At 55.8% G+C, this 14,192-nt stretch carries 13 protein-coding genes; all 13 read left to right on the top strand.

Features of this window, described 5'->3' with window-relative positions; genetic code table 11:
- Nucleotides 1–2 precede the first annotated feature (2 nt).
- The 13 genes from wzc to cpsG all read left to right on the top strand — a co-directional run bounded on the left by wzc (nt 3) and on the right by cpsG (nt 14,121).
- Nucleotides 3–2,165 (top strand): tyrosine-protein kinase Wzc, encoded by a 2,163-nt coding sequence (gene wzc / locus SP99_RS14830; protein WP_047959057.1) that lies wholly within the window; start codon nt 3–5, stop codon nt 2,163–2,165.
- 151 nt (nt 2,166–2,316) lie between these two features.
- On the top strand, nt 2,317–3,159 hold the full coding sequence (gene wcaA, locus SP99_RS14825; RefSeq protein WP_047959056.1) for a colanic acid biosynthesis glycosyltransferase WcaA: 843 nt from the start codon (nt 2,317–2,319) through the stop codon (nt 3,157–3,159).
- Entirely contained in the window at nt 3,159–3,650 is a 492-nt protein-coding gene (gene wcaB / locus SP99_RS14820; RefSeq protein ID WP_014170825.1) for a colanic acid biosynthesis acetyltransferase WcaB, read from the top strand. Before wcaA ends, wcaB begins: the two co-directional genes overlap by 1 nt.
- Entirely contained in the window at nt 3,647–4,864 is a 1,218-nt protein-coding gene (gene wcaC, locus SP99_RS14815; protein WP_047959055.1) for a colanic acid biosynthesis glycosyltransferase WcaC, read from the top strand. Before wcaB ends, wcaC begins: the two co-directional genes overlap by 4 nt.
- Nucleotides 4,839–6,059, top strand: coding sequence for a colanic acid polymerase WcaD (gene wcaD / locus SP99_RS14810; RefSeq protein WP_047959054.1), 1,221 nt, complete (start codon nt 4,839–4,841; stop codon nt 6,057–6,059). The genes wcaC and wcaD overlap by 26 nt, the downstream gene beginning before the upstream one ends.
- Nucleotides 6,060–6,071: 12 nt before the next feature.
- Nucleotides 6,072–6,818, top strand: coding sequence for a colanic acid biosynthesis glycosyltransferase WcaE (wcaE, locus tag SP99_RS14805; RefSeq protein WP_025758727.1), 747 nt, complete (start codon nt 6,072–6,074; stop codon nt 6,816–6,818).
- A 15-nt stretch (nt 6,819–6,833) separates the two neighbouring features.
- The gene (gene wcaF / locus SP99_RS14800; protein WP_025758729.1) at nt 6,834–7,388 is read left to right on the top strand and encodes a colanic acid biosynthesis acetyltransferase WcaF; all 555 of its coding nucleotides are present in this window, start codon (nt 6,834–6,836) and stop codon (nt 7,386–7,388) included.
- A gap of 21 nt (nt 7,389–7,409) precedes the next feature.
- Nucleotides 7,410–8,531 (top strand): GDP-mannose 4,6-dehydratase, encoded by a 1,122-nt coding sequence (gene gmd, locus SP99_RS14795; protein WP_025758730.1) that lies wholly within the window; start codon nt 7,410–7,412, stop codon nt 8,529–8,531.
- A gap of 2 nt (nt 8,532–8,533) precedes the next feature.
- Complete coding sequence (fcl, locus tag SP99_RS14790; RefSeq protein WP_047959053.1) at nt 8,534–9,499, top strand: GDP-L-fucose synthase; 966 nt, start codon at nt 8,534–8,536, stop codon at nt 9,497–9,499.
- Nucleotides 9,500–9,501: 2 nt separating this feature from the next.
- A complete protein-coding gene (locus tag SP99_RS14785) occupies nt 9,502–9,981 on the top strand; it encodes a GDP-mannose mannosyl hydrolase (RefSeq protein ID WP_095441738.1) in 480 nt (159 codons plus the stop codon).
- Nucleotides 9,978–11,201 carry a colanic acid biosynthesis fucosyltransferase WcaI gene (wcaI, locus tag SP99_RS14780; protein ID WP_047959052.1) on the top strand — a complete coding sequence of 408 codons (1,224 nt, stop codon included), beginning with the start codon at nt 9,978–9,980 and terminating at the stop codon, nt 11,199–11,201. The genes SP99_RS14785 and wcaI overlap by 4 nt, the downstream gene beginning before the upstream one ends.
- Before the next feature lie 3 nt (nt 11,202–11,204).
- Nucleotides 11,205–12,641, top strand: a complete 1,437-nt coding sequence (gene cpsB, locus SP99_RS14775; protein WP_025758735.1) for a mannose-1-phosphate guanyltransferase — start codon at nt 11,205–11,207, stop codon at nt 12,639–12,641.
- Nucleotides 12,642–12,750: 109 nt separating this feature from the next.
- The gene (gene cpsG / locus SP99_RS14770) at nt 12,751–14,121 is read left to right on the top strand and encodes a colanic acid biosynthesis phosphomannomutase CpsG (RefSeq protein ID WP_045285624.1); all 1,371 of its coding nucleotides are present in this window, start codon (nt 12,751–12,753) and stop codon (nt 14,119–14,121) included.
- The last annotated feature ends 71 nt before the right edge of the window (nt 14,122–14,192 follow it).

Below are 14,192 nucleotides of genomic sequence, written 5' to 3'. Positions count from 1 at the left end.
CAATGACAGAAAAAACAAGACCTTCTGCCGCCCCGACTTCGGGCAGTGATGAAATTGATATTGGGCGCCTGGTCGGCACGGTTGTCGAGGCAAAGTGGTGGGTGCTGGGCATTACCGCCGTGTTTGCCGCTGCGGCCGTTGTCTACACGCTGTTCGCCACCCCTATCTACAGCGCCGACGCGCTGGTGCAGATCGAGCAGAACACCGGTAACTCGCTGGTGCAGGACATTGGCTCTGCGCTGGCGAATAAGCCACCGGCGTCCGAGGCTGAAATTCAGCTTATCCAGTCACGCCTGGTGCTGGGCAAAACGGTTCACGACCTCGGGCTCGATATCTCCGTCACCAAAAACACCTTCCCGATCTTTGGGGCCGGCTGGGATCGGCTGATGGGCAGAAACAACGACACGGTGAAAGTGACGGACTTCGTGCTGCCGAAAGGGGCCGCCGATCAGACCTTTACCCTGACGGTGCTCGGTCCGAAACAGTACCAGTTAACCAGCGATGCGGGCTTTAGCGCACGCGGAGAAGTGGGGCAGATGCTGACCAAAGACGGCGTCAGCATGATGGTCAGCGCGATCAACGCCCAGGAAGGCGGGGAGTTTACCGTCACCAAATTCTCCACGCTGGGGATGATCAACAACCTGCAAAACAACCTTACTGTGACCGAAAACGGTAAGGACACCGGCGTGCTGAGCATGACCTTTACCGGTGAAGATAAGGATCAAATCCGCGACATCCTGAACAGCATTACCCGCAACTATCTTGAGCAAAACGTTGAGCGTAAGTCGGCTGAAGCGGCGAAAAGCCTCGCGTTCCTGTCAAAACAGCTGCCGGAAGTGCGCGCCCGCCTGGATGAAGCCGAGAACAAGCTGAATGCCTATCGTCAGGATAAAGACTCTGTCGACCTGCCGCTGGAAGCGAAATCGGTCCTCGATTCGATGGTCAACATCGATGCCCAGCTCAACGAGCTGACCTTCAAAGAGGCAGAGATTTCCAAGCTGTATACCAAACGCCACCCGGCCTACCGCACGCTGCTGGAGAAACGCCGCACCCTGGAAGAGGAGAAGGCGAAGCTCAATGACCGCGTCACCGCGATGCCGAAAACCCAGCAGGAAATTGTGCGTCTGACCCGTGACGTGGAGTCTGGACAGCAGGTTTACATGCAGCTGCTGAATAAACAGCAGGAGCTGAAAATCACCGAAGCCAGTACCGTCGGTGACGTGCGCATCGTCGACCCGGCGATCACCCAGCCTGGCGTGCTGAAACCGAAGAAAGCGCTGATCATTCTCGGCAGCATTATTCTCGGCCTGATGCTCTCCATCGTGGGCGTGCTGCTGCGTTCGCTGTTCAACCGCGGTATCGAAAGCACGCAGGTGCTGGAAGAGAGCGGTATCAACGTCTATGCCAGCATTCCGCTGTCGGAGTGGCAAAAATCCCGCGACAGCGTCAAAACCATCAAAGGCGTCAAGCGTTACAAACAGAGCCAGCTGCTGGCGGTGGGTAACCCAACCGACCTCGCCATCGAAGCGATACGTAGCCTGCGTACCAGCCTGCACTTCGCCATGATGCAGGCCAAAAACAACGTTCTGATGCTGACCGGCGTCAGCCCGTCAATCGGCAAAACCTTTGTCTGCGCCAACCTGGCGGCGGTGGTCAGCCAGACCAACAAGCGTGTGCTGCTGATCGACTGCGATATGCGTAAGGGCTATACCCACGAACTGCTGGGTACCAATAACGTCAACGGTCTGTCGGAGATCCTGCTCGGCAAAGGTGACATTAGCCAGAGCGCGAAACCGACCAGCATCCCGAAATTCGATCTCATCCCGCGTGGTCAGGTGCCGCCAAACCCCTCTGAACTGCTGATGAGCGAACGGTTCACCGAGCTGGTGGAGTGGGCGAGCAAAAACTATGACCTGGTGCTGATCGATACGCCGCCAATTCTGGCCGTAACCGATGCCGCCGTGGTAGGGCGCCTGGCGGGGACCACCCTGATGGTAGCGCGCTATGCGGTGAACACCCTGAAAGAGGTGGAAACCAGCCTGAGCCGCTTCGAGCAAAACGGTATTGAGGTGAAAGGGGTGATCCTGAACTCCATCTTCCGCCGCGCGAGCGGGTATCAGGATTACGGGTATTACGAGTACGAATATAAGTCTGACAGTAAATAATAAAACACACCCCACACCCCTCACCCTAACCCTCTCCCCAAAGGGGAGAGGGGACTGTTCGGTGCTGGGTTTGGGGGACGAATGTAATGATAACCACTGGCTGCCTTTCACCCTCTCCCCTTTGGGGAGAGGGCCGGGGTGAGGGGAAAAAATGACCACACAACGCCCGTTAGTTTCAATCTATATGCCGACATGGAATCGTCAGCAGCTGGCGATCCGCGCAATTAAGTCGGTACTACGTCAGGATTATGAAAACTGGGAACTGATCATCGTGGATGACTGTTCCTCCTCGTATGAACAGCTGCAAAAATTTGTAACTGACCTCAACGATCCGCGGGTGGTCTATACGCACAACGCGATTAACTCCGGTGCCTGCGCGGTGCGTAATCAGGCGATTATGCAGGCCAAAGGGCAGTATCTGACCGGGATCGACGACGATGACGAATGGACACCAAACCGCCTGTCTGTCTTCCTCTCGCACAAAGAACAGCTGGTTACGCACGCATTCCTGTATGCCAACGACTATGTCTGCCAGGGCGAGGTGTACTCGCAGCCGGCCAGTCTGCCGCTGTACCCGAAATCACCGTATTCCCGTCGCCTGTTCTACAAGCGCAACATTATCGGTAATCAGGTCTTTACCTGGGCGTGGCGCTTTAAAGAGTGCCTGTTCGATACTGAACTGAAGGCCGCGCAGGATTACGACATCTTCCTGCGCATGGTGGTGGAGTACGGCGAGCCGTGGAAAGTGGAAGAGGCCACGCAGATCCTGCACATCAACCACGGGGAGATGCAAATCACCTCCTCGCCGAAGAAATTCTCGGGCTACTTCCATTTTTACCGCAAGCACAAGGACAAGTTCGACCGTGCCAGCCGTAAATATCAGCTCTTTACCCTCTATCAGATCCGCAATAAGCGCATGAACTGGCGCACGCTGCTGACGCTGCTTTCCGTACGTAACGGTAAGCGCCTGGCTGATGGACTTCGGGGGAAATAATGTTTCTGGAAGATTGCCGCGCAAACAGCTGGAGCCTGCGCCCGTGCTGCATGGTTCTGGCGTACCGCATCGCCCATTTCTGCTCAGTGTGGCGTAAGAAAAACGTGCTGAACAATCTCTGGGCGGCACCGGTTCTGGTGCTGTACCGCATCATCACGGAATGCTTTTTTGGCTATGAGATTCAGGCTGCTGCCACCATTGGCCGCCGCTTCACCATCCACCACGGCTATGCGGTGGTGATCAACAAGTTTGTGGTCGCCGGGGATGATTTCACCATTCGTCATGCGGTCACCATTGGCAACCGCGGGCCAGACAGCCTGGCCTGCCCGGTCATCGGCAATAACGTTGAGCTGGGCGCGAATGTGGTGATCATTGGTGATATCACGATTGGTAACAACGTCACGATTGGTGCTGGCAGCGTGGTGCTGGACAGCATTCCGGATAACGCGCTGGTGGTGGGAGAAAAAGCCCGCGTGAAGGTGATTAAATGAACATTCTGCAATTTAACGTACGCCTCGCAGAAGGCGGAGCAGCAGGCGTGGCGCTGGATCTGCATCAGCGCGCCCTGCAAAAAGGACTTCAGTCCCGGTTTATTTACGGCTATGGCAAAGGCGGCAAGAAAAGCGTCAGCCACGATAACTTCCCGCAGGTGCAGAAGCACACGCCGCGCCTGACATCGATTGCCAACATTGCGCTGTTCCGTCTGTTTAACCGCGATCTGTTTGGCAACCTGAATTCTCTTTATCGCACGGTGACGCGCACCACCGGCCCGGTTGTGCTCCATTTTCACGTGCTGCACAGCTACTGGCTGAATCTGGAAGAGGTGGTGGCGTTTTGCCAGAAGGTGAAGGCCCACAAGCCCGATACCCGCTTTGTCTGGACGCTGCACGATCACTGGAGCGTAACCGGCCGCTGCGCGTTTACCGACGGCTGCGAAGGCTGGAAAAATAACTGTCAGAAATGTCCGACCTTAAGCAACTACCCGCCGGTGAAAGTGGACCGCGCCCACCAGCTGGTGGAAGGAAAGCGTCAGCTGTTTCGCAACATGCTCTCGCTCGGCTGTACGTTTATCTCCCCGAGCCAGCACGTGGCCGATGCCTTCAACAGCCTGTACGGGGCAGGGTGCTGCCAGATTATCAACAACGGCATCGACGTGGCGACGGAAGCCATTCTTGCCGAACTGACGCCGGTGGCGGAAACCACAGGCAAACCGAAAATCGCCATCGTTGCCCATGACCTGCGCTACGACGGCAAAACCAACCAGCAGCTGGTGCGCGACATGATGGCGCTGGGTGACAAAATTGAACTGCACACCTTCGGCAAATTCTCGCCGTTCGAAGGGGCCAACGTGGTGAACCACGGGTTTGAAACCGACAAACGCAAACTGATGAGCGCGCTGAATGAAATGGATGCGCTGGTGTTCAGCTCCCGCGTGGATAACTATCCGCTGATCCTCTGTGAAGCGCTCTCCATTGGTGTACCGGTACTTGCCACCCACAGCGACGCGGCGCGAGAAGTGCTGGAGAAATCCGGCGGGAAAACCTTCGCGGAACAGGAAATTTTGCCGCTGGTGCAGTTGCCGAAGGCGCAGATTGCCCGGACTGTTTTTGGCACTGACCTGGAATCGTTCCGCAACCGCAGCCGCAAGGCGTACAGCGGACAACAGATGCTGGAGGAGTATGTCTCGTTCTATCAGAATCTGTAGTTATCTGCTGCTGCCGCTGATCTACCTGCTGGTCAACGTCAAGATTGCCCAGCTCGGCGAAAGCTTCCCGATAACCATCGTCACTTTCTTGCCCCTTCTGCTTCTGCTGTATGTCGATAAAATCAACCTGAAGAAGCTGATGATTGCCTTAGGGTTGGGCACGGGCCTGACGCTGTTTAACTACATCTTTGGCCAGTCGCTGGATGCCAGTAAATACGTCACCTCGACCATGCTGTTTGTTTATATTGTCATTATTATCGGTATGGTCTGGAGTATTCGGTTTAAAACTATTTCGCCGCACAATTATCGGAAAATCCTTAGGTTCTTTTATATTGCCGTTGCGTTAATTGTTATGCTTGCCGCCATGGAGATGGCGCAAATTATTCTCACCGGTGGCAGCAGCCTGATGGAGATAATTTCGAAATATCTCATTTACAGCAACAGCTATGTATTGAACTTCATTAAGTTTGGCGGGAAACGTACCACCGCGCTCTATTTTGAACCGGCGTTTTTTGCTCTGGCATTAATCTCAATTTGGCTCAGCATCAAACAGTTTGGTATCAAAACGCCTAAGACCGATGCTATGATTCTTGCAGGAATTGTTCTGTCTGGATCGTTCTCAGGGGTAATGACATTTATCCTGTTTTACCTGCTGGAGTGGGCGTTCCAGTACCTGAACAAAGAGGCGATTAAGAAAAAACTGCCGCTGGCGATTATCTCCCTGACGGTATTTCTGGTAGGCGTGATATTTGCATTCCCGTACATCTCAGAACGTCTGGGGGATTTGGGAACGGAAGGGTCGTCGTCCTATTATCGCATTATTGGTCCACTGGTGATGGTGGGTTATTCCTTAACCCATATTGATGGCGTAGTAAGATTCGGCTCACTTTACGAATATGTTGCATCATTCGGAATCTTTAACGGTGCGGATGTCGGTAAAACCATAGACAATGGTCTGTATCTGTTAATTATTTATTTTTCGTGGTTCGCCGTACTGTTGACGCTGTGGTATCTGTTTAAAGTTTTCAAAATGATGATTAACGCGTTTGGGGATAACCAGAACTTTCGCGTGCAGCTTTATCTGTTCACACCGGTGTCGCTGTTTTTTACCGGGTCAATATTTAGCCCGGAATATGCGTTCTTAATTGTTTGTCCGTTTATTTTGCGTAAAGCGCTTAATATTACGAATTCATGACGAGGTGGTCTTATGTTTCTTAGCGTCATTACTGTCGCTTTTCGTAATTACGAAGGGGTGGTAAAAACCTGGCGCTCGCTGCGTAATCTGGCGCGCGACCCAAGCCTTACCTTTGAGTGGATTGTGGTCGACGGTGGCTCGAACGATGGCACGGCGGAGTTTCTGGAAAAACTCAACGGTGAGTTCAACTTACGCTACGTCAGCGAGAAAGATAAAGGCATCTACGATGCAATGAACAAAGGCATCAACATGGCGCAAGGGCGCTATGCCATCTTCCTTAATTCCGGTGATGTTTTCCACGATGACGTGGCGCTGTTTGCCCGTCAGCTGGCGCGCCAGAAAGAGGACGCCATGTATATTGGTGACGCGCTGCTCGATTTTGGCGACGGACATAAAATATGCCGGAGCGCGAAGCCTGGCTGGTATATCTACCACAGCTTACCGGCCAGCCATCAGGCCATTTTCTTCCCGGTTAAGGGTCTGAAAAAACAGCCTTACGATTTGCAATATAAAGTCTCTTCGGATTATGCGCTGGCCGCCAGTCTGTATAAATCCGGCTACCCGTTCCGTCGCCTGAAAGGCCTGGTGTCGGAATTTTCAATGGGCGGCGTGTCAACGTCTAATAATCTGGAATTGTGCCAGGATGCGAAAAACGTGCAGCGTAAAATATTACGCGTGCCGGGGTTCTGGGCGGAATTATCTTATTTATTACGCCTGCGTACGACAGGTAAAACGAAAACCTTATATAACAAAGCCTGAATATAAGGAAACGCAATGCAGGATCTAAGCGGTTTCTCCGTGCCGAAAGGTTTTCGGGGCGGGAGCGGTATTAAAGTGCAACTGTGGTGGGCCGTTCAGGCAACGTTATTTGCCTGGTCACCGCAAATATTGTACCGCTGGCGAGCATTTTTATTGCGCCTGTTTGGCGCAAAAATCGGAAAAAACGTAGTCATTCGGCCTTCGGTAAAAATTACCTACCCCTGGAAATTAACGCTCGGGGATTACGCATGGGTAGGGGATGACGCGGTGTTATATACCCTGGGCGAGATTACGATTGGCGCAAATTCGGTGGTGTCACAGAAATGTTATTTGTGCACCGGCAGTCATGACTTTATGAGTCAGCATTTTGATATTACCGCTTCGCCTGTTGTGATTGGCGAAAAATGCTGGCTGGCAACGGATGTTTTTGTTGCACCGGGTGTTTCTGTTGGTGATGGCACGGTAGTCGGTGCCCGCAGCAGCGTTTTTAAATCGCTACCGGCAAATACAGTTTGCCGTGGCAACCCCGCAGTGGTGATACGCGAACGCGTTGAAACTGAAAAACTTTGATAAGTACAGAGGAATATAAACATGTCTAAAGTCGCTCTCATCACCGGCGTTACCGGGCAGGATGGTTCTTACCTGGCAGAGTTACTGCTGGAAAAAGGTTATGAAGTACACGGAATTAAACGTCGTGCGTCTTCTTTCAACACCGAACGTGTCGATCATATTTACCAGGATCCACACGCGGCGAACCCGAAATTCCACCTGCACTACGGCGACCTGACCGATACCTCCAACCTGACCCGTATCCTGCAGGAAGTGCAGCCGGATGAAGTCTACAACCTGGGCGCGATGAGCCACGTTGCGGTCTCCTTCGAATCCCCGGAATACACCGCTGACGTGGATGCCATGGGTACCCTGCGTCTGCTGGAAGCCATTCGCTTCCTGGGTCTGGAGAAGAAAACCCGTTTCTACCAGGCATCCACCTCTGAGCTGTACGGCCTGGTGCAGGAAATCCCGCAGAAAGAGACCACGCCGTTCTACCCACGTTCTCCGTACGCGGTAGCAAAACTGTACGCCTACTGGATCACCGTGAACTACCGTGAATCCTACGGCATGTACGCCTGTAACGGCATTCTGTTCAACCACGAATCACCGCGCCGCGGCGAAACCTTCGTGACCCGCAAAATCACCCGCGCTATCGCCAACATCGCGCAGGGTCTGGAATCATGCCTGCACCTCGGCAACATGGACTCCCTGCGTGACTGGGGCCATGCCAAAGACTACGTGAAAATGCAGTGGATGATGCTGCAGCAGGACAAACCGGAAGACTTCGTGATTGCCACCGGCGTGCAGTACTCCGTACGTCAGTTCGTGGAAATGGCTGCCGCGCAGCTGGGTATCAAACTGCGCTTTGAAGGCACCGGCGTGGAAGAGAAGGGCATCGTGGTGTCCGTGACCGGTCACGACGCGCCGGGCGTGAAGCCAGGCGATGTGATTGTCCAGGTTGACCCGCGCTACTTCCGTCCTGCTGAAGTGGAAACCCTGCTGGGCGACCCAACCAAAGCGCACGAGAAACTGGGCTGGAAACCAGAAACCACTCTGCAGGAGATGGTCTCTGAGATGGTGGCCAAAGATCTTGAAGCAGCGAAAAAACACTCTCTGCTCAAGTCTCATGGCTACGAGGTTGCCATCGCGCTGGAGTCCTGAGAATGACAAAACAACGTATTTTTGTCGCCGGTCATCGCGGAATGGTGGGTTCCGCGATTGTTCGACAGCTGGAGCAGCGCGGTGACGTCGAGGTGATTGTCCGCACGCGTGACGAGCTGAACCTGCTCGACAGCCGTGCGGTACAGGACTTCTTTGCCAGCGAACGCATTGACCAGGTGTATCTGGCGGCGGCGAAGGTGGGCGGCATTGTTGCCAACAACACCTACCCGGCGGATTTCATCTACGAAAACATGATGATTGAGAGCAACATCATTCACGCGGCGCATCTGCACAACGTGAATAAGCTGCTGTTCCTCGGCTCATCCTGTATTTACCCGAAAATGGCGAAGCAGCCGATCGCCGAAAGCGAGCTGCTGCAGGGCACACTGGAAGCGACCAACGAGCCGTACGCGATTGCCAAGATTGCCGGGATCAAGCTGTGCGAGTCCTACAACCGTCAGTACAACCGTGACTATCGTTCGGTGATGCCGACCAACCTGTACGGACCACACGACAACTTCCACCCGAGCAACTCGCATGTGATCCCGGCGCTGCTGCGTCGTTTCCACGAGGCGACTGCCGAGAACGCACCGGACGTGGTGGTGTGGGGCAGCGGCACGCCGATGCGTGAATTCCTGCACGTGGACGACATGGCTGCCGCCAGCATTCACGTGATGGAGCTGGATCGCGAAGTGTGGCAGGAGAACACCGAGCCGATGCTGTCGCACATCAACGTGGGCACCGGCGTGGACTGCACCATTCGCGAGCTGGCGCAAACCATCGCGCAGGTGGTGGGCTACAAAGGCCGCGTGGTGTTTGACGCCACCAAGCCGGACGGCACGCCGCGCAAACTGCTGGACGTGACGCGACTGCATCAGCTGGGCTGGTATCACGAGGAGTCACTGGAGCAGGGGCTGGCCAGTACCTACCAGTGGTTCCTGGAAAACCAGCATCGCTTCCGGGGGTAATGATGTTTTTAAGTCAGGAAGATTTTGCCACGGTGGTGCGTTCCACTCCGCTCATCTCAATTGATTTGATCGTGGAGAACGAACGCGGCGAGTTCTTGCTGGGGAAACGAACCAACCGTCCTGCACAGGGCTTCTGGTTCGTGCCCGGCGGGCGCGTGCAGAAGGATGAGACGTTGAGCGATGCGTTTGAGCGTCTCACTCTGGCGGAACTGGGCCTGCAGCTGCCGATGGCAGCGGGCCAGTTTTACGGGGTCTGGCAGCACTTCTATGACGATAACTTTTCAGGTACCGGGTTCTCCACGCACTACATCGTGCTGGGGTTCCGCCTGAAGGTGAGTGAGGCAGACCTGCGTCTGCCTGATTCTCAGCATGACGACTACCGCTGGCAGACGCCAGAGGCGCTGCTGGCGAGCGACAATGTGCACGACAACAGCCGTGCCTATTTCCTTGCCGATCGTCAGTCTGAGGTGCCGGGCTTATGAAAATTTTGGTGTATGGAATCAACTACTCGCCGGAACTGACCGGTATCGGGAAATATACCGGCGAGATGGTCGAGTGGATGGCGAGCCAGGGACATGACGTGCGGGTCATTACCGCGCCGCCGTACTACCCGGAATGGAAAGTGGGGGAGCGCTACTCAAGCTGGCGCTACCGTCGCGAAGAGGGCGCGGCGACCGTCTGGCGCTGCCCGCTGTATGTGCCGAAGCAGCCCTCGACGCTGAAACGGCTGATTCACCTCGGCAGCTTTGCGCTGAGCAGCTTCTTCCCGCTGATGGCGCAGCGTCGCTGGAAGCCGGATCGCATCATCGGCGTGGTGCCGACGCTGTTTTGCACGCCGGGCATGCGCCTGCTGGGCAAACTCTCCGGCGCACGCACCCTGCTGCACATTCAGGATTATGAAGTCGACGCCATGCTGGGCCTGGGGATGGCAGGCAAAAGCAAAGGCGGCAAGGTGGCGAAGCTCGCCAGCGCGTTTGAGCGCAGCGGTCTGCATAACGTGGATTATGTCTCGACCATTTCGCGCTCAATGATGAACAAGGCGCAGGAGAAGGGCGTCCCGGCCCAGAAGGTGATCTTCTTCCCGAACTGGTCCGAAGTGGCGCGTTTTCGCGACGTGACTGAGCAAGACGCCCAGACGTTACGTGCAGAGCTCGGTCTGCCTGATGATCAAAAAATCATTCTTTACTCAGGCAACATCGGCGAAAAGCAGGGGCTGGAGAACGTGATTGAAGCCGCTCAGCAGCTGAGCCAGCATCCATGGATGTTTGTGATTGTCGGGCAGGGCGGTGGGAAAGCGCGGCTGGAGAAGATGGCAAGCGAGCGCGGCCTGACCAACGTGAAGTTCTTCCCGCTTCAGTCTTACGAGGCATTGCCTGCGCTGCTGAAGATGGGCGACTGCCATCTGGTGGTGCAAAAACGCGGCGCGGCGGATGCGGTGCTGCCGTCCAAGCTGACCAACATTCTGGCAGTGGGCGGTAACGCGGTGATTACGGCCGAAGCCGAAACCGAATTAGGCCAGCTGTGTGACAGCTACCCGGGGATTGCGGTGTGCGTGGAGCCGGAATCGGTCCCGGCGCTGGTCTCCGGCATTGAACAGGCACTTGCCATGCCAAAAGTAAACACGGTGGCACGTGAATATGCCGAACGCACGCTCGATAAAGAGAACGTGCTGAGCCAATTTATTGCAGATATACGGGGATAAATCATGAGTCAAACCACTTTGTATCCGGTTGTGATGGCTGGTGGCTCTGGTAGCCGGTTGTGGCCGCTGTCCCGCGTGCTCTATCCAAAACAGTTCCTCTGCCTGAAAGGGGATCTCACCATGCTGCAGACGACGGTAAACCGTCTGCAGGGCGTGGAGTGTGAAAGCCCGGTGGTGATTTGTAACGAACAGCACCGTTTTATTGTTGCCGAGCAGCTGCGCCAGCTGAACAAACTCACAGAAAATATCATTCTGGAGCCTGCCGGACGCAACACCGCACCAGCGATCGCTCTGGCGGCGCTGGCGGCAAAACGCAGCAGCCCGGATTGTGACCCGCTGATGCTGGTGCTGGCGGCAGACCACGTTATCCAGCAGGAAGAGGCCTTCCGCGACGCGGTTCGCGCGGCCATTCCTTACGCGGAAAGCGGCAAGCTGGTGACCTTCGGCATCGTGCCGGATCTGCCGGAAACCGGCTATGGCTATATTCGTCGCGGTAACGTAACGCCGGGCGAAGGTGACAGCGTGGCGTTCGACGTGGCGCAGTTCGTTGAGAAACCGAATCTTGAAACCGCGCAGGCCTACGTCGCCAGCGGGGAATATTACTGGAACAGCGGCATGTTCCTGTTCCGCGCCGGTCGCTATCTGGAGGAGTTGCAGAAATACCGTCCGGATATCCTGAGCGCCTGCGAAAAAGCCATGAACGTGGTGGATCCGGATCTTGATTTTATCCGCGTCGACGAAGCGGCTTTCCTCGCCTGTCCGGAAGAGTCCATTGACTACGCGGTCATGGAGCGCACGGCAGACGCCGTGGTGGTGCCGATGGATGCGGGCTGGAGCGATGTGGGCTCCTGGTCCTCTCTGTGGGAGATCAGCGCCCATACCCCGGAGGGTAACGTCCATCACGGTGATGTGATTAGCCACAAAACCGAGAACAGCTACGTCTACGCCGAATCCGGCCTGGTCACCACGGTCGGGGTGAAAGATCTGGTGGTAGTCCAGACTAAAGACGCCGTGCTGATTGCCGACCGTAACGCCGTGCAGGACGTTAAAAAAGTGGTGGAGAAGATCAAAGCCGACGGTCGCCACGAGCATCACATTCACCGCGAAGTGTACCGTCCGTGGGGCAAATACGACTCCATCGATGCGGGCGAGCGTTATCAGGTGAAACGCATCACCGTGAAACCGGGCGAGGGGTTGTCGGTGCAGATGCACCACCACCGCGCGGAGCACTGGGTGGTGGTGGCAGGTACGGCGAAAGTCACCATCGACGGTGAAGTGAAACTGCTGGGCGAAAATGAGTCCATCTATATTCCGCTGGGGGCGACGCACTGTCTGGAGAACCCGGGGAAAATTCCTCTCGACTTAATTGAGGTGCGCTCCGGCTCGTATCTGGAAGAGGACGATATCGTGCGCTTCCAGGACCGCTACGGCCGGGTCTAGCACCGTCTTTAACGCCGGATGGCGCTTCGCTTATCCGGCCTACGAATGAATAAAAACAATTTTGCCTGTTAATCGGGCGGGCCAACTGTTGCCTGAAAAAGGGGTCATCATGGAAAAGTTAACCTGTTTTAAAGCCTACGATATTCGCGGCAAGCTGGGCGAAGAGCTGAATGAAGACATTGCGTGGCGCATTGGTCGCGCGTACGGCGAATATCTGAAGCCAAAAACCATCGTGCTGGGCGGCGACGTGCGTTTGACCAGTGAATCCCTGAAGCTGGCCCTGGCGAAAGGGCTGCAGGACGCGGGCGTGGACGTGCTGGACATCGGCCTCTCCGGGACCGAAGAGATCTATTTTGCCACCTTCCACCTCGGCGTGGACGGCGGGATCGAAGTCACCGCCAGCCATAACCCGATGGATTACAATGGTATGAAGCTGGTGCGCAAGGGTGCGCGTCCCATCAGCGGCGACACCGGACTGCGCGACGTGCAGCGTCTGGCGGAAGCCAACGATTTCCCGCCGGTGAACGAGGCGAAGCGCGGTAGCTACAAAAAAATCAACCTGCAGAAAGAGTACATCGACCACCTGCTGGGCTACATCAACGTGGCAAACCTGAAGCCGCTGAAGCTGGTGATTAACTCCGGTAACGGCGCGGCCGGCCCGGTGGTGGATGCCCTGGAAGCCCGCTTTAAAGCACTTAACGTGCCGGTGACGTTCGTCAAAGTGCACAACACCCCGGACGGCAACTTCCCGAACGGTATTCCTAACCCGCTGCTGCCGGAGTGCCGCGACGACACCCGTAACGCCGTCATTGAGCATGGCGCAGATATGGGTATCGCCTTTGACGGCGATTTCGACCGCTGCTTCCTGTTCGACGAGAAAGGCCAGTTCATCGAAGGCTACTACATTGTCGGCCTGCTGGCGGAAGCGTTCCTTGAGAAAAACCCTGGCGCGAAAATCATTCATGACCCGCGTCTGTCCTGGAACACCGTTGACGTGGTGTCTGCCGCAGGCGGCACGCCTGTGATGTCCAAAACCGGGCACGCCTTTATTAAAGAACGCATGCGCGAAGAAGACGCCATCTATGGCGGCGAGATGAGCGCCCACCACTACTTCCGTGATTTCGCCTACTGCGACAGCGGGATGATCCCGTGGCTGCTGGTGACCGAGCTGCTGTGCCTGAAGGGGAAAACCCTCGGCGAGCTGGTACGCGACCGTATGGCGGCGTTCCCGGCGAGCGGAGAGATCAACAGCAAGCTGGCGCAACCTGCCGAGGCCATTGCCCGCGTGGAGCAGCACTTTGCCATTCACGCGCTGGAAATTGATCGCACTGACGGCATCAGCATGGCGTTCCCGCAGTGGCGCTTTAACCTGCGCTCGTCCAATACCGAGCCGGTGGTGCGCCTGAACGTGGAATCCCGCGCCGACACCGCGCTGATGGAAGCCCGAACGAAGGACATTCTGGCGCTGTTGAATCAGTAATACGAAACCTTACCCCTCACCCTAACCCTCTCCCCAAAGGGGAGAGGGAACTTGAACACCCTCTCCCCTTT

Source organism: Enterobacter sp. BIDMC92, assembly GCF_001030225.1.
In the GTDB taxonomy this organism is placed as follows: Bacteria; Pseudomonadota; Gammaproteobacteria; order Enterobacterales; family Enterobacteriaceae; genus Enterobacter; species Enterobacter sichuanensis.
Note: the sequence above shows the minus strand (reverse complement) of the source record. Positions and strands in the feature narration are given on the sequence as shown.